This is a genomic window from Blautia sp. AF14-40 (assembly GCF_003479665.1).
GTDB classification, from domain to species: domain Bacteria; phylum Bacillota; class Clostridia; order Lachnospirales; family Lachnospiraceae; genus Fusicatenibacter; species Fusicatenibacter saccharivorans.
The window spans coordinates 37,233-61,181 of record NZ_QUHK01000007.1 but is presented as its reverse complement, the minus strand read 5'-3'; the positions used below and the strand labels follow the sequence as shown (position 1 = coordinate 61,181).

Sequence of the window (23,949 nt, the reverse complement as noted above, 5' to 3'; positions counted from 1 at the left end):
TTTTTTTGCCTGTTTTTCATTATACCTTTTTCCCGGCGGAAACGCAATCGGATTGCTCACTGAAAAAAAACGCGAGCAGAATCACCGTTTTTCTTCCAGCAATTCTGCTCACATTTTTCCTTCTCTTATTTCAGCTCAATTTTTTTCTGCTTTCTTCGGATGCACAGCCTCACAAATAAAATCGCCGCCTGCACACAGAGAATCATCACCAAAATTCCAATCATGGACAGCGCTGTTGCCCCCAGTCTGATCAGTTTTCCCATTCTTTTTTCCTCACTTTTCTTTCTATCGTGCCAGAACCGGATCGGCTGCCGCATCCCACAGCAGGCTGTCCGTCTCACTTTGTTCCAGGTATCCATATTTTACCATTGCCGCCAGCACCTGCTTTTCCCGCTGCAGCGCCAGATCCGCGTGGCGCGACGGTGCGTAGGCGGACGGTGCATTCGGGATTCCGGCGAGGAGAATGGCTTCGCTGTCGGTCAGCTCCTGCGGTTCTTTCCCGAAGTAGCCAAGCGATGCTTCTTTCAGTCCATAGTAGCCATCCCCGAAATAGATGGTATTGATGTACAATTCCAGAATTTCTTCTTTCGAGAGCTGCCGTTCCACATAGAGTGCCGTCCACGCCTCTGCCGCTTTTCTGGCAAGTGTCTTATTCTGATCGTAATACATGTTTTTTACCAGTTGCTGTGTGATAGTACTGCCTCCCTGCTCCGGTTTCATCACGCGGATATCATGTACAACCGCGCGCGCCATGCTGATCCAGTCTATCCCGTGATGTGTGTAATACCGGTGATCCTCGACAGCAAGCACCGCTTTTTTGTACAGCTCCGGCACCTGTTTCAGGGGAACCCACTGTGCTTCGCTTCTGATTTCCTCTACCGCCTGCGCGAGCGGCTTTTCCTTCACTGCCTTCTGATAGGAAACATATCCCTGGATTGCCCAGAACATTCCGGCCGTCAGCAGGATCAGGCAGAAAAATGCCAGAAAACCTCCAACCATTTTTCCCGCTGTTCCCCGGTGTTTTCGTGTTCTTTTTCTCATGGTTTCAAACCCCTTTGTTGTTCTTTCCTGCTTTCTATCCTACCATATCTCCCTTAACGCCTTCTTGCCTCTTTCTTAGGAATTCATTAAAATTTTGAAACTGTATGAAATGCATTTTGCACGTTTTCAAATAACCGCTGCTGCTGCGGAATACTTTAACCGAATCAGGCAAGTAGCGAAGCGGATTGCGAATATCCGCTTGACAAAACAGAAAAAGACAGACACCTGGCAGATTGTCAGGATGCCTGTCTCTTGTTTTTATCTTTTGGTTTTTCAGAAACGCTCTGTGATTATGCTGCGGTTCCGTAGTTCATTACATGAGCTGCTGACAGTGCTTTTCGAACGGCTACACCGAGAATTTCAGCTACTACAACGGAAATCACATCTTTTACGATGTACGGAACGGAAACTGCCAGGAAGGAAGCCGGGATCGTGTTTCCTGTTACAATAGAAAACTGTACCACACCGAATGCGTGACATACCGCAAGACCTGCGATTCCAAGAACGAATGGTTTGCCCGGGAAGCCTTTTTTAATTCCGGCACCGCAGAGCATTGCCATCGGAATAAATCCGAAAATAAAGCCGCCGGCCGGTCCGAGAAGAGCGCCGAATCCACCGCTCATGCCGGCATAAACCGGAACGCCGATCGCGCCGAGGATCAGATAAAGAGCGGACGATGCACCTCCCAATTTCCAGCCAAGCACGTAGCCGCAAAATGCCATTGCAAAGGTCTGCAGCGTCACCGGAACGCCGGTCGGAAGCGGAATCGTCACAATGGACAGTACCGCAAGCACTGCCGTCATCATGCCGGTCAGTACAATCTGTTTTGTTGTAAGTTTTGATTTTTTCATGAATGTAAATCCTCCTCGCAGGTTCTTGTATCCAATTCTTTCTGCTTTTGAATTGTTAACCTTGTTTCAATATAGGTTAATATTTCATTTTTGTCAATCCCTTTTTTAAAAATGCAGAGAGTTCTGCTACGATTCTGTTACACTTCCTGAAAATAGCGGTCACCCTCTTGTTTTCTGTTTTCTTTCTATGGTATACTATATAGTCTCGGAGTTTTTCCGGGAATGTTCACCCGATACAAACGATGAATTTTTATTCCATTTGAAAGGAGATACCCTCTATGAAACCTTCCGAAAATCCTCTCGGCTCGGAACCGGTCAGCTCTCTTTTGCGGCGTTTTGCGATTCCGAGCGTCATCGCGATGCTCGTCAGCGCCCTCTATAACATGGTAGACCAGCTCTTTATCGGTCACAGCATCGGCGTACTTGGAAACGCAGCGACCAACGTAGCGTTTCCGCTCAGTATGGTCTGCACATCCATCGGTCTGCTCTGCGGCATCGGCGGTGCTGCAAACTTCAATCTCTGCATGGGCAGACGAGAGCCGGAGCACGCGAAATCTTATGTTGGAAGTGCCATCTCCATGCTGGCAATCCTCGGTGTGATTCTCTGCGTTGCCGTTCAGCTTTTTCTGCGCCCGATGATGCTTCTCTTTGGTGCGACACCGGATGTCATTGATTATGCCTGTACTTACACTCGAATCACCTCCATCGGCTTCCCGTTTCTGATCGTCACAATCGGCGGCTCCAACCTGATCCGCGCGGATGGCAGCCCGAAATTTTCCATGCTGTGTAACCTGGTCGGCGCGATCGTCAACACGATTCTCGACCCGCTGTTCATCTTCGTTTTCCACATGGGCATGGCAGGTGCAGCGCTCGCCACGATCACCGGACAGATTTTATCGTTCGCGCTTGTTGTCTTCTATCTGCGCGGTTTTAAGACACTGCCGCTCTCTCTTTCCGATCTGAAACCGAACATGGCCTGCTGGGCACGGATCGCTGCGCTTGGTGCAACTCCGGCATTCAATCAGGTGGCAATGATGGTTGTTCAGATCGTTATGAACAACACACTGACCTACTACGGCTCCAATTCCGTCTATGGAAGCGACATTCCGCTTGCATGCGCCGGTATTATTTCAAAGGTGAATATGCTGTTCTTCTCCTTTGTCATCGGCATTTCCCAGGGACTTCAGCCGATTGTCAGCTTCAACTTCGGTGCACAGAAATATGACCGCGTGAAGGACGCTTATAAAAAAGCAGTTTTTGCGGCGACTGCCATTTCCATCGTCGCCTTCCTCTGCTTCCAGCTCTTTCCGCGCCAGATTATCGGCATTTTTGGTTCCGGTTCAGAAGAGTACCTGCATTTTGCAGAGCGGTACTTCCGTATTTTCCTGTTTTTCACATTCCTGAACGGTATCCAGCCGGTCAGCTCAAACTTCTTTACCTCAATCGGAGCACCGAAGAAGGGTATTTTTCTTTCGCTGACGAGACAGATTATTTTCCTGCTTCCGCTGCTGCTGATTTTTCCGTATCTCTTCGGCATTGACGGCGTGATGTACACTGCACCGATTGCAGACCTTGCAGCCGCATCAGTCAGCATCGTTATGGTCGTGCGGGAATTTAAGATCATGGCAGAGCTACAGAAGGCTACTGCCTGAAAACAGGTTTCTTTCCCGGAGCGTTTCTGCAAAAGACTTTTCGTGAGCTGCGGTCGCCAGAGTCTTGCTACAGATCATTGCCGTGTAAACAGGAAAGAATCCTGTCCGGAAAGTAAAAAATCGTATGCTGTTGCTTTTTCCACAACAGCATACGATTTTTTTATGCGTTATCTACACTTTTCTTTATTTATTCACATGCATCCACATCAGTCCATGCGAAGAATCATGGTCAGGATTCGTTTTGCACAAAGAGCGATTTCGTCGCGGGTGATGTATCCCTTCTCAAATGCCTCCTGTACGCGCTCCTCGTATCCGTTTGCCATCTTGATATCATTTCCGGCTTTTGTCTCGCGGTAATGCTCGCCGTGTGTCCACCAGTCGGTCGTTACCATTCCCTTAAAGTCCCACTCACCGCGCAGAATACCGGTCAAAAGATCCTTGTTCTCAGATGCCTGAACGCCGTTGATCAGGTTGTAGGACGACATGATTGTGTATGGATCTGCCTCTTTTACGATGATCTCGAAGGCTTTCAGGTAAATCTCACGCAGCGCACGCTCGGAAACGCGGGAATCGCTGTCTTTTCGGTTTGTTTCTTTGTTGTTGCAGCAGAAGTGTTTCACACTTGCCCCGATATGCTCGGACTGCATACCGCGTACCATTGCCGCACCGGATTTTCCGGCTACAAGCGGATCCTCGGAATAATACTCAAAGTTTCTTCCGCAGAGCGGGCTTCTGTGAATGTTGACAGCCGGGGTCAGCCAGATGCCGATGTTGTTTTCTTTGACTTCCTCTCCGCCGGCTTTACCGATCTCTTCGATCAGCTCCGGATCCCAGGTGCAGGCAAGCAATGTTGCGCACGGCCATGCGGTCGTGTTGACGCCACACTGCGGCTGAATGCGAAGGCCTGCCGGTCCGTCTGCGGTCATGATATTCGGGATGCCGTACTCAGGCAGATTTCCCATGCCAAACGTGTTGGCAACTCCTGTGTTCGGCTGACCGCCGAGCAGATGAATGAGTGCTTCTGTCGGAAGCTTATCTACAAACTCGTCGAGCGTTTCTTTTCCCTCGGCCACATTCATCAGGTTCGGATTCGTCTTTGCTGCTTCCATAAGCTCGCCAAAGCTCTTTCTCTCCTGTGCTTTGACTGCCGGGAGGAAACCTTCCAGAGTCAGCTTATCCTGACGCTCCAGTCCTTCTTCCTCGACAGGGCCGTTATCGGTCGGAAGCGCTTCGTAGGTTCCATCCGCAAGGAGACGTTTTTCCAGCTTATGCGGAGCGGCAAGGCTGGTGTACTGTGCAGTCACTTCTGCCTCTGCCAGATCGTAGGTGAAGTCCAGTTTCTTCGCATCTCTTACATTGTTTCCAACGTAGAAGACGTAGCTTCCTGCCTCAAGAACATAGGCAGATTTTGCAACCTTTCCAAGATCATCAAAAGATGCCATATCTTCCACTGTAAAGGAAAGAACGACTCTCTGTGTCTCGCCTGGCTGCAGCAGTCTTGTTTTCCGGTAAGCGCCGAGCTCTTTGGCCGGTTTGCCAAGCTTGCCCTGCGGTGCGCCATAGTAGAGCTGTACAACTTCTTTTCCGGCACGTTTTCCGGTGTTGGTAACAGCTGCTTTTACAACAATCTTTCCATCCTTCTCTTCTGCCCCCAGAACTTCTGTCTCAAAGCTGGTGTAGGAAAGACCGAAGCCGAACGGATAATTGACCTTCTCCGCTGCGCCCGGAATCGTCTCGAAATAACGGTAACCAACGTAGATATCCTCGTTGTAATCCACGTAATAAACGGATTTATGGAAGTTCTCGGTGGATGGATAATCCTCGAGGGTTGCTGCGTAGGTATCAACCAGTTTACCCGATGGGTTGACGTCGCCTGTTACAACGTCCGCTGCCGCGAGGCCGCCTTCCATGCCGCCCTGCCATGCCATCAGCACCGCCGGAATCTCTTTGCAGTCTTTGAACCAGCTGGTATCAACCATACCGCCGACGTTCATGACAACGATGACATTTTTAAAGTTTGCTTTTACTTTTTCTACCATGGCTGCTTCGCCGTTTGTCAGGCAGAAGTCGCCGTTTTCGAAGATGCTGGCGCTCAGCTCGATCTGTTTTTTCTCATCCTCAAACAGCTCATAGCCTTCATCGTTGATCTGGCATTTGCGGTCCCAGCCCTCGCCGGAGAAACGGCAGATGGTGATGATTGCGGTATCGGTAAATGCTTTTGCTTTTGTTACCAGCTCGTCCGGTACTTCCGGCTCTCTTGTCATGCCTGGTACAGCGCCTGCAGCATACTGTTCTTTTACATTTTTCTCATAGAATTCCGGCAGCTCATGGAACAGAGAAACCTCCCCCTCGGCTTCTTTGATCTTCATGCCTTCGTAGAAGTTGCGGATATACGCAACGGTAACGTCACCGCTTCCGCCGCCGCCTTTTACGTAATCAATCGTTCCTTTTCCGAATAAGGCTACCTTTGTGCCTTTTGCGAGCGGCAGTGTGTCGTTCTCGTTTTTTACCAGAACCATACCCTCGCCTGCTGCTTTTCTGGAAAGTGCGATATGTTCCGCGCTTCCTGTTACCCTTTTTCCGTCTTTTCCCAGCGGCAGAACCGGCTGGTAAAGACTTCTCTGCCATTTACCCATTTTAAGCTTACCTCCTGTATTTTCCGGTGCGCAGATCGCTTTCCGAACGCGCCCCATTCTGTCTTTATGATACGAAGTTTTGGATGGGATGTCAATTAATTTTTCAGCATTTTATCCTGTTTTTCGTTCCTTTTTCTTTCAGTTTTATTCCATTTTACCAACTTTTCAGGCTCCAGTCGTTTTCTTTCCTTTCTCTCCATATCTTGATCCGCAGGTGAATGCTCCGTCTGCGTCTCCCCGGTATTTCTGCTGCTTATCACTTTCCTTTTATATCAGACACTTTTCTCCTTTTGTGGATTGCCCCAAAAATAACAGCGTTCTATACTAGAGTGTGTCTAAAAGCAAACCATCGAAATTCCGTGATCCTGTTTCTTGCGGAGATACAACAAAAGAATGGAGTTTTTCTTATGAAGGTACTGATTTTATCCTGCAATACCGGAGGCGGCCACAATGCGGCGGCCTTCGCCTTAAAAGAGAGTCTGGAATTTCATCACCACGAAGCTGAAGTGCTGGACCTGATGCGGCTCGGGCGAAAACATACGTCCGCGCTGGTCGGCGGAGCTTATGTAAAACTCGTCTCCGTTTTTCCGGCCGGATTCGGCGCTGCCTATCAGCTCGGAGAGCTGGTACGCCGTGTCCCGGGGAAATCACCGGTTTATTATGCGAATGCGCGGCTTGGAAATGCACTCGCCGATTATATCGTTCAAAATCATTTTGATGGTGTCGTCACAACGCACCTTTATCCGGCGGAGACACTGACCTGGATGAAACAGAAAGGGCTGCTGACCATTCCATGTGTCGCCATCGCTACAGATTACGCCTGCATTCCGTTCTGGGAGGAGACAAACTGCGATGATTATGTCATTCCGCACAAAGACCTGATCCCGGAATTTGCATCATACGGCATCCCGAAAGAAAAGCTGCTTCCGCTTGGCATTCCGGTCCGGCCCGCATTTTCGCGCCCGGCGTCGAAAGAAGATGTGCGCCGCCATCTCGGTCTTCCCGAAGATGCTCCACTGTTTCTCGTCATGAGCGGCAGTATGGGATTCGGCAAGGTGCATTTGCTCGCGCATGAGCTCGTTTCCCGCCTGAAAAGCGGCGAACAGGTTGTGATTATCTGTGGAAATAACAAGAAACGGGCGCGTTCTCTCCGGCTGCAGTTCCATAAAAATTCAAATGTCCACGTCGTCGGCTTTACGCGTCATGTCGCGGAATATATGGCTGCCGCTGATGTTCTTTTTACAAAACCCGGGGGCTTAAGCAGTACGGAGGCGATTGTGCGGCGCGTTCCGCTGATCCATACCGATCCGATTCCCGGGTGTGAGACGAAAAACCGCGCCTTCTTTGTCTCCCGTGGAATGTCCGTGACCGGCACGCATCAGAAAGAACTGGCAGATGCCGGTATTTCGCTTGCAAAGGATGATGCGCGTCAGATTGCGATGCGCGATGCACAGCGGGAAAACAGCCATCCGCAGGCAGGAACGGCGATTACGCATCTGTTAGAAAAATTAGTTTCGGAGTAATACTTATGAGGATGACGATTTATCTGTTTTATCTTTTATTCGGCTATCTCTCCGGCAGTGTGCTGTACTCGTATCTGATTCCAAAGCACTTCTGCCATGTGGATGTCCGAACCACGAATGAGGACCAGAATCCCGGCGCATTCAACGCATTTTCCGCGGCTGGACCGCGCGTCGGACTGTTCTGCGTTCTGTGCGATATTGGGAAGGGCTTTCTGCCAGTGTTTCTGGCAGTACACAGCTCTGCTGTTTCGATGGGTTCGTGGCTTTTTGCTTTGATTCTGCTCGCCCCGGTGGCGGGTCATGCGTGGCCGTTTCTGCAGCTCTCGAAAGGCGGAAAGGCAATCTCTGTCTCGTTCGGCGTACTGCTCGGTCTCCTGCCGGACCTGCGGCCGGCACTTCTGCTGGCAGCGTTTTACCTTACCTTTTCGCTGATTCTGATTATCCAGCCGCACAATCTGCGCTCAATTGCTTCCTTTGCAGGCTTCGCTGCCGCCGCACAGATTTCCCGCTTTCTGCCGTCCGTACGGCTCGGAAGTCTGCTCGTGTCACTGGTCGTCTGCTACCGCCACTTTTTCAGCTTCCGACGGTATGAATCCGAAAATGTTTCATTTACAATTCAGTCTCTGTCTGCTAAAATAAGGGACAAACAGAAAAAACATTAACATTCTCCCGGATTTTCCGCATTTTTTATCTTTTCCTGTAAAATTCGGAAAACATTTTTAAATATCGTTTATGCAAAAAGACTCCTCGGCTGTCCATGCACACCCAAATGGCGCATACATCGCAAACACATGGGAACCAGAAGGGGAACCTCTTGTAAATCTGCTGAAAACCCGCCAGAATAACTTCAGGAGGATATTTCATATGCTTTCAGAAAAAATGGTAACTCTTGGTACCAAAAAATCGGTCATCCGTGAAATCTTTGAATACAGTAAAAAACGTGCCGCCGAAATCGGTGCGGAAAATGTTTTCGATTTCAGCATCGGAAATCCAAACGTCCCGGCTCCGGCTTCCATTCATGAGACAATCAAAGAACTGCTTGATTCCCGGGATGACTACTATCTGTTCGGTTACACTTCCGCACAGGGAGATGCCGACACCCGCGCTGCCATTGCAGCGAACCTGAATGAACGCTTTGGCACTTCTTTTGGCGCCGATAACTTTTACATGACCTGCGGTGCTGCCGCTTCCCTCCGCATTGTCCTTGGCGCACTGACCCTTCCGGGCGATGAATATGTGGTCTTCACTCCATATTTTCCGGAATACCGCGTCTTCATTGAGTCCGCCGGTGCAAAAATGGCAGAGACTCCGGCAAATCCGGACACCTTCCAGATCGACTTTGACCAGCTTGCCGCTTCTGTCAATGAGCACACAAAAGGTGTCTTCGTCAACTCCCCGAACAATCCGTCCGGTGTTGTTTATACGGAGGAAAGTATCCGTCAGCTTGCTGCTTTTCTGGAAGAAAAATCCGCTGCCTACGGCCATCCGATCTATCTGATTGCCGATGAACCGTACCGCGAACTCGTCTATGGGGACGTGGAAGTTCCTTATCTGACCAAATATTATAAAAACACGCTGGTCTGCTACTCCTACAGTAAATCGCTGTCTCTGCCGGGCGAACGTATCGGCTATGTTCTTGTACCGGATGAAGTAGAAAATGCCAGAACCGTTTACGCCGCTGTCTGCGGAGCCGGACGCGCCCTCGGTTTCGTCTGCGCACCGAGCCTGATTCAGCATGTCATCGCCAAATGTGCCGGTCAGGTTTCCGATCTGTCTGTTTATAAAAAGAACCGCGACCTGCTGTACGATTCATTGAGTTCCTATGGTTTTACCTGTGTTCACCCGGACGGCGCTTTTTATCTTTTCATGAAATCTCCGGAAACGGATGCATACGCTTTCTGCGAAAAAGCAAAGAAATACGAACTGCTCCTCGTTCCGGGCGACGATTTCGGCGCACCGGGATTTGTGCGGATCGCTTACTGCGTGACAACCGCACAGATTGAGCGGGCACTGCCGGCGTTTGAGAAACTGGCGAAAGAGTATTTTGCATGATTTTTTCACCTATCAACTTTTCTTGAATATCATATAATAAAAAACGGACACTGCTTCATCTTTGAAACACAGTGTCCGTTTTTCTTTTATTCCCCTGCATCCTGTTTTCCACTCACAACGTTACATCTTTTCTTCCGCATCCCCCGTTCTGACACACGCATACCGCTCACTTTCGATGATCTGTTCCATCGCTTCCGCCGGTGTGGTGTCGATGTTACTCAGGAGATTCCGGAATGTCGTAACCGACTCTCCGCTGTACAGCTGAACCCCTTTTCTTTTGCTGTCGACATGGAAAAGGTCGTGTCGGCTGTTCACATTCCAGAAAACAACGTTCGGCAGCCGATAGCCGCTGTACTCGTACTTTTCTTTCATATGATCATAAAACATCCAGTTCTCGTCCACGCAGGCATCAATCTCCATATCCGAGACAACGATCAGTGCTTTCGGCATTTCCTCCGGCGGAACATCGTGATCCCGTGCTGTTTCCAGAACGTGTTCAAATGCAGCCTGCAGATTCGTATTCATTCCCCAGCCAACACTCTTAACACATTGGACTTTCTGCTCCAGCGTTTCCCCCTTCAGGGAAACAAATTCTGACTTCTCACTGAATGTCATAAAAAGATTGTGGTAAGCACCCCGGTTCCGCTCTGCAAAGTAAATGGCAAGGCCAATCGCTGTCGCCATGGGTCTTATCCACATAGAACCGGAAACATCTGCAACGACAATCGCATTCGTTTCCTTCGCCACATAGTCCGGCAGCTGGCGCCACTGTGCTTCCATTATCTCGTCCCACGGATTGAAATACAGTATTTTTTCTACAAGATCGTACGGATACAGCGTCTCCGCATGAATCTTTTCTTTTCCCTCCAGTGCGTTCATCAGATACCGGTCAAAACGCTCCATGTCATGTCTCAGGAATGCGTTCCGGTAAATCATCATAGCTCTTCCGGAAACCTCCGGGTATACGATCTCCTCCCACTTTCCTTCTGACATTTTTACTTCCAGCACGCCGATGTATTTCCGCAGGGAACGGACGATTCTTTTGAAGTTGTAAATCGGATAGCCGAGCTTCTGCGCCGTCAGAATGCCGAGCTTTCTCGTCTCTTCCCTTTTCGAATCTGCCGTCTTGATCCATTTGGCAAGCAGGGAAACGCTTTTTCCCTCCCGGAAATTTTTCAGATCTGCTTCCAGCTGCTGCTTCATGGCTTTCCACATCTCATTTTCGACTCTGGTTCCAACCAGACAGTACCAGTCATCGAATCGGCCGTAAACGCCAATCAGATCGAGATTCGCAATGACATCCTGCGGATGATATTTGGCAAGGTACTGCAGCAGAATCCGAAAGACACATCTCTCGCCGAGACCTTCCCGGATATCACGCACATAAAACAGGATCTTTAACGCGAACAGCGGGTCTGCCCGGTACGCTTCCGCAAACAGAAGCTCAATTCTTTCCGGATCCGCACTGCGCAGGGATCCAATCGATGCAAACAGATCCAGTCGCGCATCGCCGCTTGTGTTCCGTGCTGCTGCTCCGTTTTCCGTATAAGTTTTTGTTGTCTGCTCCCGCATCTGTTCTGCAAAACTCATCGCTGCCGCTCCTTTCTTTTGAGCTATCTTACTCGCGTAAGGCGGGCAGGACTTGAACCTGCATTCTGTGCCTTATCCTCTACGAAAAATTTGCTGTACGTTCCACAAACATGAAACATTTTTCTGCACAGGTTTTGCCCGTTAAACTACCGCCTTATTTTCAGCCACATTTTTTTGTGGATACTGATGTGTATCAAATGCTGTTCCACTCTGACTTGCTTTATATCATCGGTGGAGATGCTATTTTTCTGCCTTCTCTCTAAAGCTCAGGATTTCCTTCAGGGATCTTGGTTCATAATTCATCCATGGCTTCATACATCCCACATTGTATGCCTGCGGTCTGCACTCATAAATGTGTCTGCTGCATTCCTGCTTTCTGCACGTCTCTGTTCTTTTTGTGAATGTCCGTGCTTTGTTCTGTATATACTATATTACATATTTTCGATTTTTGCATTTAACTTCTGGTTTAATTTTTGATGTGATATGTTTTCTGGTTTTTCCCAGCTCCACACAGTACTGTCCAGACCTGATTTCCCTTTTGACAGTGCCTTTAGCTCTTCCACGCAGAATTCCGTCGCGCGTACGATGTACTCGTCGGCCATTTGTCTGGTAAGGATGGACAATTTCTCTTCTTTTCTCTGGACGAATTCCCCACGGACTTCTTTTATAAGACCTTTCACATCGAATTCAGCAAGCTGTGCCAATGGATCTTCTGTAAGATCCAGCTCCTGGATCATTTCCTGGGAAAGGCCATATTTTTTCGAAATATATTCATTTAATATCTCGTAGTCCCGATGCAGTTTTTTTACATTTCCAGGAGCGCTCGAATTCCAGCCATGATCCCCATACATAAATCTCCGATATAGCATATCCTGGATCAGATGAAGATAATAGCCGAGATATAAATCATCCTTCTCCATGTATTTCCCGTATCTGTCGCGGAAAAATTCGAGATCGTATGTGTATCTGGTATTTTTGCAGATTTTCTTCTTTAAATGGCTATTTCCCGCCACCGCCCCATCCGGCAGAATCACCCCAAGAAACAGGCGGTTGATATCTCGAAACGAGACTTCCTTTCTCATCTCCTGTACAATTGCCAAGTGAATCATGCTTGATGCCATAGTGTCCTCTTTTCCTTTATTCTTCTACATTCTATTTTCCAATATCAGCTTTACATCTTTTGAAAGCTTTCTATCCATACTGCTAACTTTAACATTTCCTCTATGTATTTCATATCTTTTCTGCTTGCTTTGTGAATTTTTCTTTTTATTAAAGTTGACTTTATAACACTGTTCCTTCTATTCTATGATTATATCAAGATATCTTGATATAATTCAAGATATCTTGAACGAAATAGCAGCTATCGTTAATATTTTTTTCAACTCCTTTTTCCCTTCCAGTCCCTCAGCCGTATCCATCATATCCCAATTTTTCTTGCAAATGATACGATCTCGGAGTGTATATCGAAAAAAAGGATAACAAGTACGAAAGATTTTCTATTTTCAATGTTTCATGTGCAAAAAAGGGCGGAGGAGGATCTTTCGGTTCTTCGGATCCTCCTCCGTCCTTTTTATGCCGCATTTCCAGTTCTGACGCATGCGTACCGCTCGCTCTCAATCACTTTTTCCATCGATTTGACCGGTGTGCTGTCAATATTGTTCAGGAGATTCTGGAATGTCGTAACCGACTGGCCGCTGTATAGCTGGACACCTTTTCTCCGACTGTCGGCATGGAAAATATCGTTTCGACTGTCTACATTCCAGAAAATAATATTCGGCAATTGGTAGCCGCAATACTCGTACTTTTCTTTCATATGATCATAAAACATCCAATTGCGGTCTCCGCATCTGTCGATCTCCATGTCAGATACAACGATCAGCGCTTTCGGCATTTCTTCCGGCGGTACATCGTGATCCATCGCTGTTTCCAGAACCCGCTCAAATGCAGCCTGAAGATTAGTATTCATCCCCCATTCCGTACGCTCGACGTATTTGATTTTCTGCAACAGGGTTTCCCCTCTCAGAGAAACAAATTCCGGCTTCTGGCTGAACGTCATGAAAAGATTGTGGTAAGCGCCCCGGTTCCGCTCTGCAAAGTAAATAGCAAGACCAATGGATGTCGCCAAGGGTCTTCCACTCATGGAACCGGAAACATCTGCAATGACAATTGCATTCGTTTCCTGCGCCACATAATCCGGCAGCTGCCTCCACTGCGCCTCCAATACCTGATTCCATTGACGTCCATACAGAACTTTTTCCACGAGATCGTACGGGTACAGCGTCTCCGCATGAATCTTTTCTTTTCCATCCAGTGCCTTCGCCAGATACTGGTTAAAACGCTTTTCATCATGTTTTCGAAATGCGTTCCTGTAAATCATCATGGCTCTTCCGGAGACCTCCGGGTAAACGATCTCCTCCCACTTTCTTTCTGACATTTTCACTTCCAGCACGCCGATATATTTCCGCAGGGAACGGACGATTCTTTTGAAGTTGTAAACCGGATAGCCGAGTTTCTGCGCCGTCAGAATGCCGAGTTTTCTCGTCTCCGTATTTTTAGAGTCTGCCGTTTTGATCCATTTAGCAAGCAGGGAAACGCTTTTTCCCTCCTGGAAGTTTTTCAGATCTGCTTCCAGCTGCTGCTTCATGGCACTCCACATCTCGTCCTCAACGCCAGTTCCGATCAGGCAGTACCAGTCGTCAAAACGGCCGAAAACACCAATCAGGTCAAGGTTGGCAATGACTGCCTGCGGATGGTACTCGGCAAGATACTGTAGTAGAATCCGAAAGACACGTCTCTCGCCGAGACCTTCCCGGATATCACGCGCATAAAACAGGATTTTCAACGCGAACAGCGGGTCTGCCTGATATGCTTCCGCAAACAGAAGCTCAATTCTTTCCGGATCCGCTCTGCGCAGGGATCCAATTGTCGCAAACAGATCCAGCCGCGCATCGCCGGTTGTGTTCCGTGCTGCTGCTCCATTTTCTGTATAAGTTTTTGTCGCCTGCTCCCGTATCCATTCTGCAAAATCCATCGCTGCCGCTCCTTTCCTTCCACTGTTTTCTCCATACATCCTTTTCTGGATCTGTGGACTCCATTCTTTCTCGTTTGCTCTTCTGTTTTTTTCTGAGTGAGGGCCGGATTTGAACCGGCATCTTCGCCATTACCACTGGAAAAAAGTTTGCCGTTACGGTCACGCACATGACCGTTTTTTCGCGCTCTTTCTTTTAAGCTACCTCACTCGCGTAAGGCGGGCAGGACTTGAACCTGCATTCTGTGCCTCCCTATTCTCCTCAAAAAGTTGCTGTGTGTTCCACAAACATGAACCCTTTTTTTCTGCACAGGTTTTGCCCGTTAAACTACCGCCTTATTCTGTTATTTTAGTGTTTCTGTCTTCTGTCCCCAGCTCAGGATTTCCTTTCGGGATCTTGATTCATAATTCATCCATGGTTTCATGCATCTTTTCCAGATCATTTTCTGTAATAGCATTTTCCCCAGTGATTTTTTTCTTCCCGATTCGGATTTCAGGGTCTCTCACCGTAAAATTTCCAGTCGCAGATATCCCATGTCTCAGAAATTTTTCGAAATGCTTTTGATTTTCCCCACAGTGTTTTCGCCCGTCGAACCCTCTTATTTGCCGCGCGCTTTGCCCAACGGAAATTTTTGCATCGGCCTTTGCTGACGGGCGTTTTTTTACAGCTTCGGCTCATCAGCCTACTCCCCATCCAGAATTTTCTGATAGAGAAGTCTGCCTTCCTCCCCGGCAAGCCGTCCGCAGATTTCTGCCCGTTCGGCGATAACAGGGATCTGGATATGTGCTTTGGCATCTGCCAGCTGTAGCAGCATCAGGTTTTGAAACATCGCAAAGCTGGCCATTTTCGTATGGCGTCTGACGTGCTTTAATTTCACACTGACGTGGTCATCATGATACTTCACATAATACAGGAGCTCCTGTACATCGAAACACGGAATCACATACCCCTGCCGGTCCAGCTCCGGGACCACGACGTCGCGCACGATTTCCATGCTTTTTTCGGGATGACCGTAGTAATGCATGTCCGGATCACCCTCGCGTTTTCCCCTGAACTGCGCTTCCGGCTTTCCGATATCGTGCAGCAGCGCCGCCAGATAGACCATGTCATTTTCCATCCTCCGCGGAAGATTGCAGACCACATGGAGGGAATGCATCCATAAGTCATACTGATGTGCACTGTTCTTCTGATCATAGCCAAACATGGTTCGTACGGCCGGAATCAGCGCTGCGATTTCTTCTCGTCTCACATCCATCTCTTCCGCAGTTTCTGCTGTTTTCAACACATTCAACAGCTCGCTTAACTTCATGTGTTCACTCCCCCTTTCTGGTCTTTTTGTGAATATCTGTGTTTTGTTATATATAGACGTTGGGGTCAAAAGGTTTTTTGACCCCTTTGATACCAGATTGCTACGTGCTTTGCACTCCCGCAATCTTCATGTATATACTGTATCACATGCTTTCGTTTTCTGCACTTAACCGCTGGTTTAATTTTTTTTGCTGATTTTTTATGCTGTTCACCCGGCACAAAATCCGATCTGCCGGCTCTGCGGTTTCTTTTTCAGGCCGATCATCTCGAAATCGTCCGCCGTCAGAAGACAGGCCTCCTCTTTTTCCAGCGTACCATTCTGATGTTCCCGAATGAGGCGGTCTGCCTGGCGCATGATAGCGTGGTCCAGCAGGTTTCTGACAAACCGTCCATTGCCGTAATTTTCTTCCCGGCATGCATCGGCGCAGATGGAAAAGCATTTTTCCCTTGTTCTTTCGTCCATCCGGTATTCCGATTTTTCCAGCATCAGATCCAGAATCTGCGTCAGTTCTACCGGTGAGTAATCCGGGAAATTCAGGTGAAAGGCAATGCGGCTTGCAAGACCTTCATTCTGCTCCAGAAACTCCTGCATCTTCTCCGGATATCCTGCAAAAATGACAATGACCTCATCCCGGTAATTCTCCATCTCCTGCACAATGGTATTGATCGCCTCGGCGCCATACGTGCGGTTGTCTTCTACAAGAGAATACGCCTCATCGATAAACAGAATGCCGCCACGCGCCGCCTGAAATTTACTCTCAACAATCTGTGCCGTCCAGCCGACATATTTTCCGACCAGATCCTGTCTGCCGCACTCTACAATGTGGCCATATTTCAGCACTTCCTCTTCCTTCAAGACCTGGGATAGCAGACGCGCCACGGTTGTCTTTGCTGTCCCTGGATTTCCGGAAAACAGCATATGCATGGATGACTGAACCCCCGGAAGACCCATCTGTTTCCGCATTTTCTGCATTTTGGCCGCCGCCAGAATCTCATCTGTCACTTTCTTTACATCCGACAGGCCTACCATTTTCTGCAGCTCCACATACGGCTTGTCTGTCTTCTTTTTCAGTTGAATTTTGACGAGGTCTTTTTGTTTGTAGGCCTTGTAAATATGCGTTTTTAATCCGCTTCCGTACCATCTGTTGTAGGCAGAAAAGATATCCGATACAGAATACAATTTCTTTTCTTTCGGAAGATACCGCGTCAGCTCTTCTATCGTGTAGTCGTGATACTCTGTCTTATCCGCCAGACGTTTCAAATAGCCCGTCGCCCGTTCCAGATCTCCCTGGCCTTCCTGAATCTGAATCAGATCCGCGTTGGAAAGAATTTCCGCTATCGTCTCATCCGATACGCTGCGGCTTCCGGAAATGTCCACAAAGATAAACAATGTAGAATTTCCATACTCATTCAGTTTCTTCCCAAGTGTTTTCGCCAGATCATAATTGCCGGTGGCATACATTCCTGTACTCTTTTCACCTTCCAGATTCAGAATCACTGTTCCGCCTCTAGCACTGGAGAAAATATTGTCAAAATTATCTTCCCGCTCTGCCTTGTATGTCATCTTCTGCACATCGTAAACTCTGCCGCTCAGCAATCGTTGATTCTCCAGCAGTGCCGGAATCAGAAGATCTATCATATCATCCGCAGCCGCTTTGTCACCGGCTGTGATCAGATAATGAACCGGATGCCCAACAAAACGTTTTTCATTTTCCGGGGCGTAAATCCGCTCCATTTCGTCATAGAAGCTTTCCGATGCCATAATTTCCTGCATCTGCTCCGCCTGCTTTTGTCTGGTCATATTTTGAGCGGTATAAATCCGTTCACTTACCTGATACGCAACAGGTTCAAAAAAACTGTGATGTTCTGGTTCTATCGCAAGTTTTAATTTTTCCTTCAGCGACCCGCTGTAACACTCCGTCCAGTTATTCCGTTCTGCCCGAACCAGTTCTTTGCAAAACGCATCATTTGTGATCTCCTCATACGCAAGCAACTCAATTTCCGGCAGTATCTTCTGAATACAATCCACACATACCCGGGGAACCACTTCCATCTCAAGTGCAGCCACAATCGTCATCTGACCATTCAGAATATCACTGATCATAATGAAAAACTTCTTTTCTGTACGGTAGGCAGTGTAAAACTTGCTGTTCCATTCCGCAGCATCACTCCGTCTGGAATAGAGACGCTCATATCCTTCCTTCGTTGAATCCTCCTGTTCCAGATTCAGTTTTGAACAGTCTGCTGTGTATTTGTAAAGAATCATTCGCTGCTACCTCCCTTGGAGCTTTTACTGGTAATCCTTCTGTTGTCTCTTTCTACCTGCTATCTTACCACCTGCCGTATCCCATATGTGGACAGGTTCTTGTCTATACGAAAACCAGACAATTTTCTGGTTTTTCTATTTCTCCATAACAGGTACTTACTTCTTTTTTCTTCTGCATTTCTGTACAGTATTTCGACACTGGAATAACGGCTACAATCACAACATGTTCTTTTTTCTCGCAGTTTCCCAGCAAGCCAATCATATACCGCAGCTCTTCTTTTCTGTCGGCAAAATTTTTTCTGCTTGTCATCATCGGCACTTCATCAATCACAAAAACAGAAATTGCTCCATTCTCTGCTTTCTGCGCTATGATTTCTGCCATTCTCTCCACCATCATCGCTGGTGTATCATCAATTTCTATCTTGGAAAGCTCCTCCTGCCCGTACATGCTCTGCAGAATCTTCCACATCTCCTTCTTTTCATGCTGCAGTGAAAAAAGGAGAACTCCATCCTCGCTGGTTTTTCGCTCTTTCCAGCCATATGCAACCGCTTTTTTCGTTTTTCCGCTCGCCGCAGATCCCGCCAGGAAAATCATCCTTCTGCCCCTCCCTCATCTTTCAGAAAAATTTCAAGCATACGTCCAATTACCATATTGTCTCGTTCTACCAGATCTCTGGCTGTTCCAAACATGAATCGAAATCTCAAATCGAAAATCATTCTGGCCTGCTGTTCATCCAGTCCATACTGCTTTTCCAGTGCCAACGCTGCAATCCCCTCATTTGGGTAGTCCGCTTTCATGATCTGGCAAAGTTCATCTTCATGGCATTGTGCCCAGCTTTGTGCTTCCAGCGTGTGTTTTCTTTCCAGAAGCATGTTCTTTCTTCTTACCAGATACTCTGCAAAATACTCCAGCTCTTCCTGGCTGTATCCGATCCACTGACCCGAAATATCCCAAAGTGGTTCTATTTGTTTCATTTCCCGAAGAAGATGCTCTTTTTCCTCCAGAAAAGCTTTCCATCTCCCCTGTTTTTCCCGTTCAAGCGGCTCTTTTTCTTTCTCAGGAGCTTTTTCCCACTTCTGCAGTATTTCATTATAGTCCTCCGCTTTTTCCACCATGGTAAGAAATACCTGTTTTGCTTCAGAATTTTTTCTCATAACAGAATACAGAATAGCCAAAAGTGCATCCAGTACATATATTTTATTTTGCCCGCACTTTTTCTCCAAATATTCCTGTTTCGAAACAAACAGCCTAATCACGCCATCTCTGTTGTTTGTGCGAGACGGAACGATGATATAGGCCTTATCCTTTTCTTCAGGAAAATCTTCTGCCCTTCCTTCAAACACGACTTCCGTGGCATCTTCAACGCAGATTTCCGTCAGTGGATCAAAACATTCCAGAAATTCTAAAATACCCATATTGCACCTCTCCTTTATTTCCCGATCTGATCTGCGGTTCTTTTCGTTTTCCCGGGTTTCCGCTTTTTGGCCTTTCGGATATAATTTTCACTGAACTGCTTTTCCCGTTCAATCCAGTCCTGCGTTCTCTTCTCAATCACAAATGGAAGTTCTCTCCAGATCATCCTGAGCTGTTCTTCTGTGATCTCCGGCACTTTCTTTAAAATTGCCTCCCGCAGATATACACCGCCTCCGCTGCAGGAATCCGGGAAACAGTTTTCTTCGCTGATAGCATCCAGAATTTCTTTATAATATTTTCGATACATCTGATATGCTTCGTAATGTGCAATACGGTTCACATGATCTTCGATTCTGGATTCCTCCTCCTGTTTCAGAATTGTTTTCTTGTTGATTCCGCCGCTGTTCACATTCGCATAATACATCGCATATGCTTTAGCTTCTTCCAGACTTTGGAATGTGCGGAGAAATCTGCCGAAGTTATGAATATCACCATCTGAAAACGTAATCCAGTCATAATATGCCAATTCCGGCGGAAAATGATTTTCTTTTCCGTAAAGCTCTGCACATTCCTGTCTGCTGACAGAATGATAATCCCACGGACCGATGATATCATCGTAATCCGCGTAGAAAAGAATATAGGCTTCCACCTTTGCATCACTGTATATCAGCATCGGGCTGTGCTCCTCGTACTGATACAGAATCGAGTATTTTACACCCTTGATTTTTCCGTCATTCCTTCTCATCAACAGTGCGTAAACGCCCATCTCAGAATTATCCGGAATATTGTTCACATGCATCGGCTTCCAGTTAAATTCGTTCTCCGTCAGTTTCTCCTTCTCGCGTTTTTTCCGGCGTTCCGCCATTTCCCGATCCATTCTTTCCCTGTACAGAACGCTTCCGATGTAATCATATCGTTCCAGATGCTCCACGCCAATTGCCCGGCCGGCCAGATCGATGGCATAAAAATGCCAGAAATTTTCCTTTTCCCGTTTCGCCTCCGCAGCCGCTTTGCTGTACTCATCCAGAATGTCTTCCCGGATCAGTGCATTTTCTTTCTCCAGATATTTCCAGCCGTGATCTTCTGCTTTATATTTATGACGATAACCAATTCTTTCATCGGTCGTCTCAAAGATCGGGAAAAGCTCGGTACTTTTGTAAAATGGTGTCTCTTCAAATCCGAAAATATACTCTTTTCCCTCTTTGCTGAGCAGACATACACATCCCGGGCCGCCCATTCCAGAAGGGGGATCCTCCTGTGCAAACACAACGGTTTTCCAGAAGTCTTCTGTTAAATCTGGTAAATCAAACGTGTGATCTCTATCCATATCTCTGGCTCTCTTCCTTTCCTTTTTCCGTTGCATAAAAAGTTCTCTTTTATTCTGTTCTCAGATCTTCTCTCGGCTGATTGGAAAGCACAATCACCATCTGCTTTCTGTGAACCGTTTCATACTGAACATCCATCCACATTTTCTCAACATGTGGACACTCTTCCATTCCGATGCCGTACACATACATATCATCGTATTTCTCCGGTATCTCACTCCGATATTCATAGTATTCAGATGACCAGTCATTTCGATTTACGATAGAAAAATGTCTGCCGATCTGCAGATACGGTTTTAGATCCCGGAACAAAAGCTTCTGTTCCACACTCCGTTTGATATCCCGCGGTTCTTCCGAAATCATAAGTTCCATCGCCGGATTCATTGTATCATCTTTACTGCACCAACATTCTCCTTCCGGTTCCGGCAAAGCCGTATAGACATCTCTGGAAAATTCCACATCCACCATTCCGACTCCATAGATGTAAAAGCCGGCATATTTCTGTTCCGGAATGTCTGACATCATCAGATAATCGTGGTAATAACCATCCTCAAAACAGATGGATAAGCGGACATTGCGTGCAACATATTTTCTCAGTTCTTCAAATTTAATTGCCATCAGAAAACTCCTCCTTTGTCAGTACCAGTTTTACTACTTCGTGTGCGAAAAAATTATCTTCTTTTTCGAAAATGTTACCCAGCACAACCATGACCGGGCCGTCCTCTACTTCTCTGAACCCCAGCTTCCGCAGCAGGCTGATCGTTGGTTCATTTTCTGTCTGGGTTGTCACATACAGCTTATCGATGAAAAGATTCTTTCCGTTTGCAGAAACCCCATCACCAAAGAGCTGATTAATCAGCTCTCGGCTGGCTTCTTCACAGTAGCCGTTTCTTCGGTATTCTCTGGCGATATAAAATTCAATTTCGTATTCGTCTTCCATTTCTCTATGTACGCCTACGTAACCAATAAACTTGTCTTTCTGCTGTTTGGGAAAAATGGAATAGGTGCAAAGCTCATGATCGGTTCTCTCAAAGTAGTTGGCAAACCCCATCACATGTTTTTCGGATGGGCTGACTCCGCAGAATATGTAGAAGTCGCCATCATCCCGCAGCATTTGTAAAAATGCCTCGGAGTCTCTGTCCGTCCGGCTTGGGAGAAGGAATAATCTTTCAGTTTCGATTGCAGATCCTGTGTTCATTTGTGATCTCGTCTCCATTCTTTTGTACGTTGACTGTGAGTTTTCATGTTTCAGGAGTGAGGGCTGGAATCGAACCAGCGACAATAGATCTTTTGCTGTACCGACCACACCCATGATCGGCTTGGTTTCTCTGCTCTACCATGGCTGAGCTACCTCACTCATATTTCTCTTTTAACTTTTGTATTCCTTATGTGATTCCACTCCGTCAGGAACCAGCCTGCTCCGCCGGTTCTTCTGCGATCTCACTCCAGCCGGCTTTCAACAGGAATTCTTTTGTTACGTCTGCTTCCTGAATTGCGAAAAGTTCGTTCAACGTCATATCGAGTTGTTCCTCCTGATCTGTTCGGTATTCTGATGCATCCGCCGGTGTTCTGATGTACTCCTATTATTCCACTTCTCTCCGGCATTTGCATTGAACTTGTGGTTTACTTTCCGGGTATGCCTTATCTTATCATGGAACCGTTCCTGCATGTGGACACTCTTTTGGCCACTTCTTCTGTTGCCTTTCTTTTACATCGGGAAGTTTCTGTCCATTACCAGATTCTTGTTTTCTCAATTGCCGCAAGAAATGCCAGCATAGAAATTCTATTATTGGTCAGTGTACCGGATTCCGACAGAAAATCATAAATCACTGTGCATTCCTTTCTTTTCAGGACAGCTTCCGCCAAGGTATACAAAGCTTTCACAAATTCCTGCTCGGCACGATAATATTCTTCTAAGGCTTCTTTATCCTCACGTCCGTTAACCGGATCAAAACATGCCCTCACATACGCTGCTCTGGCTGCTTTCCGCTGCATCTCAAGATATTCTGCCTGCACCTGATCTGCGATTCCATCCAGTTCCTTTTGCAGCGTGTTGTAAATTTCATTCAGCTCCGTGCGTTCGTACTTCTCTTTCGTGTCGTAAGGCGGTACCTTTGTTTTCCATTGGGATGCCAGTTTGAAGCTTTTGTTTTTCAAATCGACAACATACGCATAGCGTGGACGCATGGTTCCACTCCACAATCCGGTTCGCAAAAACGGATGATTGGAATAGAAAAATTCGTAGGAACAGGATGAAAAATCAGCCCCAGGTTTATCATATTTTTCCTGGTTGTATTTATGTTTAAACATAATAAGGGCTTTATCTTCTACCGTGGCGTCATACAGAAATCCGCCATATGGATCGTCTAATCTTTCCTCTCGCAGCCACCGGACATCAAACGGAGCGCGCGTCAGAAATTTCATTCCTACATCGCCCCACCACATCGTGTCGTTTGTATTGTGGAAGAAATGACCATAGATGCGGATATCGCGGTAAAAATTGTCGGTTTGCGGTGTGATGATTGAAGAAACTTGTTTTGCCAGATCATTTACATTCATAAAAACCTCTTTTTTATTTTTTAAGCTATGCACTAATCCCACCATAATGTAATCCTCCCTGTTCTGCTGATTGTCTCGATCTGCTGATTTTCTTTTCCGTTTACAACTTCTGCACAAAGCTCCACCGTTTCTTCTGTAATCTCGACCGCCTCCTTTTTCGAAATCCGACGATCACTTTGAAAGGTCAGCGTATCATGCGAAAGCTCCACCAGCTTTAATCCATATTTTTCTTCCCATCTTTTTGCCACCCGTCCCATGGTTTCGCTGTCCGGGCAAGAATTGAAATCGCCCCAATACCTGCCCAGACAGCTGAATATCTCATATGCATGCGTCACATCAAAATTCACCCGGATGCCTTCCGGTTCTTTTTCTTTCTCCCGGAAAATCCATTCATCTCCGCTGCATGCCCTTTGCAGATGCTTTTCCTTCCAGACACACAACTCCATAGAATCCATCTCACAGATAATTGTCGTCATATCTTTCGCCTCCACCATATTTTTATTTGCATGTCCTTTTCTTATGCTTTTCGGCTCTGCATGCTCTTATTTCCTTCTTTTCCACCTTCCCACCGCTGTTCGCATTCTGGCGCACAGCCTCTTTCAGGATTGCCGCTTTAAAGGCTTTCGGTGTGCTTCCCATCCATTTGCTCATCTCTAATACGCAGTTATATTTTTTGTAATCCACTTTTTTAGCCATTTTTCTT

The 23,949-nt window shown here is 47.0% G+C and carries 21 protein-coding genes and 3 tRNA genes; 4 read left to right on the top strand and 20 right to left on the bottom strand.

The features are described from left to right. Positions 1–125: 125 nt before the first annotated feature. The 3 genes from DWW13_RS18815 to DWW13_RS07300 form a co-directional block, all read right to left on the bottom strand. A complete protein-coding gene (locus DWW13_RS18815) occupies positions 126–263 on the bottom strand; it encodes a hypothetical protein (protein WP_156327580.1) in 138 nt (45 codons plus the stop codon). Positions 264–285: 22 nt separating this feature from the next. Further along, positions 286–1,041: a transglycosylase domain-containing protein gene (locus DWW13_RS07305; RefSeq protein WP_330425594.1), complete on the bottom strand. Its 756-nt coding sequence runs from the start codon at positions 1,039–1,041 to the stop codon at positions 286–288. A 290-nt stretch (positions 1,042–1,331) separates the two neighbouring features. Beyond that, positions 1,332–1,892, bottom strand: coding sequence for a biotin transporter BioY (locus tag DWW13_RS07300; RefSeq protein WP_022461328.1), 561 nt, complete (start codon positions 1,890–1,892; stop codon positions 1,332–1,334). A gap of 278 nt (positions 1,893–2,170) precedes the next feature. On the opposite strand from DWW13_RS07300, the gene DWW13_RS07295 reads away from it, so the two are divergent. Then, positions 2,171–3,544 carry an MATE family efflux transporter gene (locus tag DWW13_RS07295; protein ID WP_118719722.1) on the top strand — a complete coding sequence of 458 codons (1,374 nt, stop codon included), beginning with the start codon at positions 2,171–2,173 and terminating at the stop codon, positions 3,542–3,544. Between the two features lie 206 nt (positions 3,545–3,750). Here DWW13_RS07295 and DWW13_RS07290 read toward each other — a convergent pair whose 3' ends face one another. Further along, positions 3,751–6,180 carry a glycoside hydrolase family 3 protein gene (locus tag DWW13_RS07290; protein ID WP_118719720.1) on the bottom strand — a complete coding sequence of 810 codons (2,430 nt, stop codon included), beginning with the start codon at positions 6,178–6,180 and terminating at the stop codon, positions 3,751–3,753. A gap of 407 nt (positions 6,181–6,587) precedes the next feature. Between DWW13_RS07290 and DWW13_RS07285 the strand changes: the two genes are divergently transcribed. The 3 genes from DWW13_RS07285 (at position 6,588) to DWW13_RS07275 (ending at position 9,755) form a co-directional block, all read left to right on the top strand. Next, entirely contained in the window at positions 6,588–7,703 is a 1,116-nt protein-coding gene (locus DWW13_RS07285; RefSeq protein WP_055266288.1) for an MGDG synthase family glycosyltransferase, read from the top strand. A 5-nt stretch (positions 7,704–7,708) separates the two neighbouring features. Then, positions 7,709–8,365 carry a glycerol-3-phosphate acyltransferase gene (locus tag DWW13_RS07280; protein ID WP_226906326.1) on the top strand — a complete coding sequence of 219 codons (657 nt, stop codon included), beginning with the start codon at positions 7,709–7,711 and terminating at the stop codon, positions 8,363–8,365. Positions 8,366–8,567: 202 nt separating this feature from the next. Continuing rightward, positions 8,568–9,755 (top strand): pyridoxal phosphate-dependent aminotransferase, encoded by a 1,188-nt coding sequence (locus tag DWW13_RS07275; RefSeq protein ID WP_055266286.1) that lies wholly within the window; start codon positions 8,568–8,570, stop codon positions 9,753–9,755. A 120-nt stretch (positions 9,756–9,875) separates the two neighbouring features. Here DWW13_RS07275 and DWW13_RS07270 read toward each other — a convergent pair whose 3' ends face one another. The 16 genes from DWW13_RS07270 to DWW13_RS07210 all read right to left on the bottom strand — a co-directional run bounded on the left by DWW13_RS07270 (position 9,876) and on the right by DWW13_RS07210 (position 23,942). Beyond that, complete coding sequence (locus tag DWW13_RS07270) at positions 9,876–11,345, bottom strand: DUF2828 family protein (RefSeq protein WP_118719718.1); 1,470 nt, start codon at positions 11,343–11,345, stop codon at positions 9,876–9,878. Between the two features lie 37 nt (positions 11,346–11,382). Next, a tRNA-Phe gene (locus tag DWW13_RS18810) sits at positions 11,383–11,501 on the bottom strand. A gap of 275 nt (positions 11,502–11,776) precedes the next feature. After that, positions 11,777–12,466, bottom strand: coding sequence for a hypothetical protein (locus tag DWW13_RS07265; RefSeq protein WP_055266282.1), 690 nt, complete (start codon positions 12,464–12,466; stop codon positions 11,777–11,779). A 449-nt stretch (positions 12,467–12,915) separates the two neighbouring features. Continuing rightward, the gene (locus tag DWW13_RS07260) at positions 12,916–14,376 is read right to left on the bottom strand and encodes a DUF2828 family protein (protein ID WP_055266323.1); all 1,461 of its coding nucleotides are present in this window, start codon (positions 14,374–14,376) and stop codon (positions 12,916–12,918) included. Between the two features lie 212 nt (positions 14,377–14,588). Then, positions 14,589–14,711, bottom strand: a tRNA-Phe gene (locus DWW13_RS18805). A 345-nt stretch (positions 14,712–15,056) separates the two neighbouring features. Continuing rightward, the gene (locus tag DWW13_RS07255) at positions 15,057–15,683 is read right to left on the bottom strand and encodes an HD domain-containing protein (RefSeq protein WP_117509820.1); all 627 of its coding nucleotides are present in this window, start codon (positions 15,681–15,683) and stop codon (positions 15,057–15,059) included. Positions 15,684–15,890: 207 nt separating this feature from the next. Then, complete coding sequence (locus DWW13_RS07250) at positions 15,891–17,948, bottom strand: AAA family ATPase (protein WP_117509819.1); 2,058 nt, start codon at positions 17,946–17,948, stop codon at positions 15,891–15,893. A 103-nt stretch (positions 17,949–18,051) separates the two neighbouring features. Continuing rightward, positions 18,052–18,543, bottom strand: a complete 492-nt coding sequence (locus DWW13_RS07245) for a DnaB-like helicase C-terminal domain-containing protein (RefSeq protein WP_055228060.1) — start codon at positions 18,541–18,543, stop codon at positions 18,052–18,054. Then, a complete protein-coding gene (locus DWW13_RS07240; protein WP_055228061.1) occupies positions 18,540–19,364 on the bottom strand; it encodes a hypothetical protein in 825 nt (274 codons plus the stop codon). Before DWW13_RS07240 ends, DWW13_RS07245 begins: the two co-directional genes overlap by 4 nt. A 14-nt stretch (positions 19,365–19,378) precedes the next feature. Continuing rightward, positions 19,379–20,689, bottom strand: a complete 1,311-nt coding sequence (locus DWW13_RS07235; protein ID WP_055228062.1) for a hypothetical protein — start codon at positions 20,687–20,689, stop codon at positions 19,379–19,381. Positions 20,690–20,738: 49 nt separating this feature from the next. Further along, entirely contained in the window at positions 20,739–21,305 is a 567-nt protein-coding gene (locus DWW13_RS07230) for a hypothetical protein (protein WP_117509817.1), read from the bottom strand. After that, the gene (locus DWW13_RS07225) at positions 21,295–21,885 is read right to left on the bottom strand and encodes a GNAT family N-acetyltransferase (protein ID WP_055228064.1); all 591 of its coding nucleotides are present in this window, start codon (positions 21,883–21,885) and stop codon (positions 21,295–21,297) included. Before DWW13_RS07225 ends, DWW13_RS07230 begins: the two co-directional genes overlap by 11 nt. Positions 21,886–21,939: 54 nt before the next feature. Further along, positions 21,940–22,044, bottom strand: a tRNA-OTHER gene (locus DWW13_RS18800). A gap of 374 nt (positions 22,045–22,418) precedes the next feature. Then, positions 22,419–23,246 (bottom strand): hypothetical protein, encoded by an 828-nt coding sequence (locus DWW13_RS07220; protein ID WP_147398111.1) that lies wholly within the window; start codon positions 23,244–23,246, stop codon positions 22,419–22,421. A 32-nt stretch (positions 23,247–23,278) separates the two neighbouring features. Next, positions 23,279–23,722, bottom strand: coding sequence for a DUF4253 domain-containing protein (locus DWW13_RS07215; protein WP_158579759.1), 444 nt, complete (start codon positions 23,720–23,722; stop codon positions 23,279–23,281). A gap of 22 nt (positions 23,723–23,744) precedes the next feature. Then, the gene (locus tag DWW13_RS07210) at positions 23,745–23,942 is read right to left on the bottom strand and encodes a hypothetical protein (protein WP_055228065.1); all 198 of its coding nucleotides are present in this window, start codon (positions 23,940–23,942) and stop codon (positions 23,745–23,747) included. Positions 23,943–23,949: the final 7 nt, after the last annotated feature.

Coding starts and splice junctions, on each gene's coding strand:
- DWW13_RS07275 (WP_055266286.1), top strand. CDS start 8,568: ATGCTTTCAGAAAAAATGGTAACTCTTGGTACCAAAAAATCGGTCATC.
- DWW13_RS07285 (WP_055266288.1), top strand. CDS start 6,588: ATGAAGGTACTGATTTTATCCTGCAATACCGGAGGCGGCCACAATGCG.
- DWW13_RS07225 (WP_055228064.1), bottom strand. CDS start 21,885: ATGAACACAGGATCTGCAATCGAAACTGAAAGATTATTCCTTCTCCCA.
- DWW13_RS07255 (WP_117509820.1), bottom strand. CDS start 15,683: ATGAAGTTAAGCGAGCTGTTGAATGTGTTGAAAACAGCAGAAACTGCG.
- DWW13_RS07240 (WP_055228061.1), bottom strand. CDS start 19,364: ATGGGTATTTTAGAATTTCTGGAATGTTTTGATCCACTGACGGAAATC.
- DWW13_RS07245 (WP_055228060.1), bottom strand. CDS start 18,543: ATGATTTTCCTGGCGGGATCTGCGGCGAGCGGAAAAACGAAAAAAGCG.
- DWW13_RS07280 (WP_226906326.1), top strand. CDS start 7,709: ATGAGGATGACGATTTATCTGTTTTATCTTTTATTCGGCTATCTCTCC.
- DWW13_RS18815 (WP_156327580.1), bottom strand. CDS start 263: ATGGGAAAACTGATCAGACTGGGGGCAACAGCGCTGTCCATGATTGGA.
- DWW13_RS07305 (WP_330425594.1), bottom strand. CDS start 1,041: ATGAGAAAAAGAACACGAAAACACCGGGGAACAGCGGGAAAAATGGTT.
- DWW13_RS07300 (WP_022461328.1), bottom strand. CDS start 1,892: ATGAAAAAATCAAAACTTACAACAAAACAGATTGTACTGACCGGCATG.
- DWW13_RS07265 (WP_055266282.1), bottom strand. CDS start 12,466: ATGGCATCAAGCATGATTCACTTGGCAATTGTACAGGAGATGAGAAAG.
- DWW13_RS07290 (WP_118719720.1), bottom strand. CDS start 6,180: ATGGGTAAATGGCAGAGAAGTCTTTACCAGCCGGTTCTGCCGCTGGGA.
- DWW13_RS07230 (WP_117509817.1), bottom strand. CDS start 21,305: ATGGCAATTAAATTTGAAGAACTGAGAAAATATGTTGCACGCAATGTC.
- DWW13_RS07295 (WP_118719722.1), top strand. CDS start 2,171: ATGAAACCTTCCGAAAATCCTCTCGGCTCGGAACCGGTCAGCTCTCTT.
- DWW13_RS07215 (WP_158579759.1), bottom strand. CDS start 23,722: ATGACGACAATTATCTGTGAGATGGATTCTATGGAGTTGTGTGTCTGG.
- DWW13_RS07220 (WP_147398111.1), bottom strand. CDS start 23,246: ATGAATGTAAATGATCTGGCAAAACAAGTTTCTTCAATCATCACACCG.
- DWW13_RS07235 (WP_055228062.1), bottom strand. CDS start 20,689: ATGGATAGAGATCACACGTTTGATTTACCAGATTTAACAGAAGACTTC.
- DWW13_RS07270 (WP_118719718.1), bottom strand. CDS start 11,345: ATGAGTTTTGCAGAACAGATGCGGGAGCAGACAACAAAAACTTATACG.
- DWW13_RS07210 (WP_055228065.1), bottom strand. CDS start 23,942: ATGGCTAAAAAAGTGGATTACAAAAAATATAACTGCGTATTAGAGATG.
- DWW13_RS07250 (WP_117509819.1), bottom strand. CDS start 17,948: ATGATTCTTTACAAATACACAGCAGACTGTTCAAAACTGAATCTGGAA.
- DWW13_RS07260 (WP_055266323.1), bottom strand. CDS start 14,376: ATGGATTTTGCAGAATGGATACGGGAGCAGGCGACAAAAACTTATACA.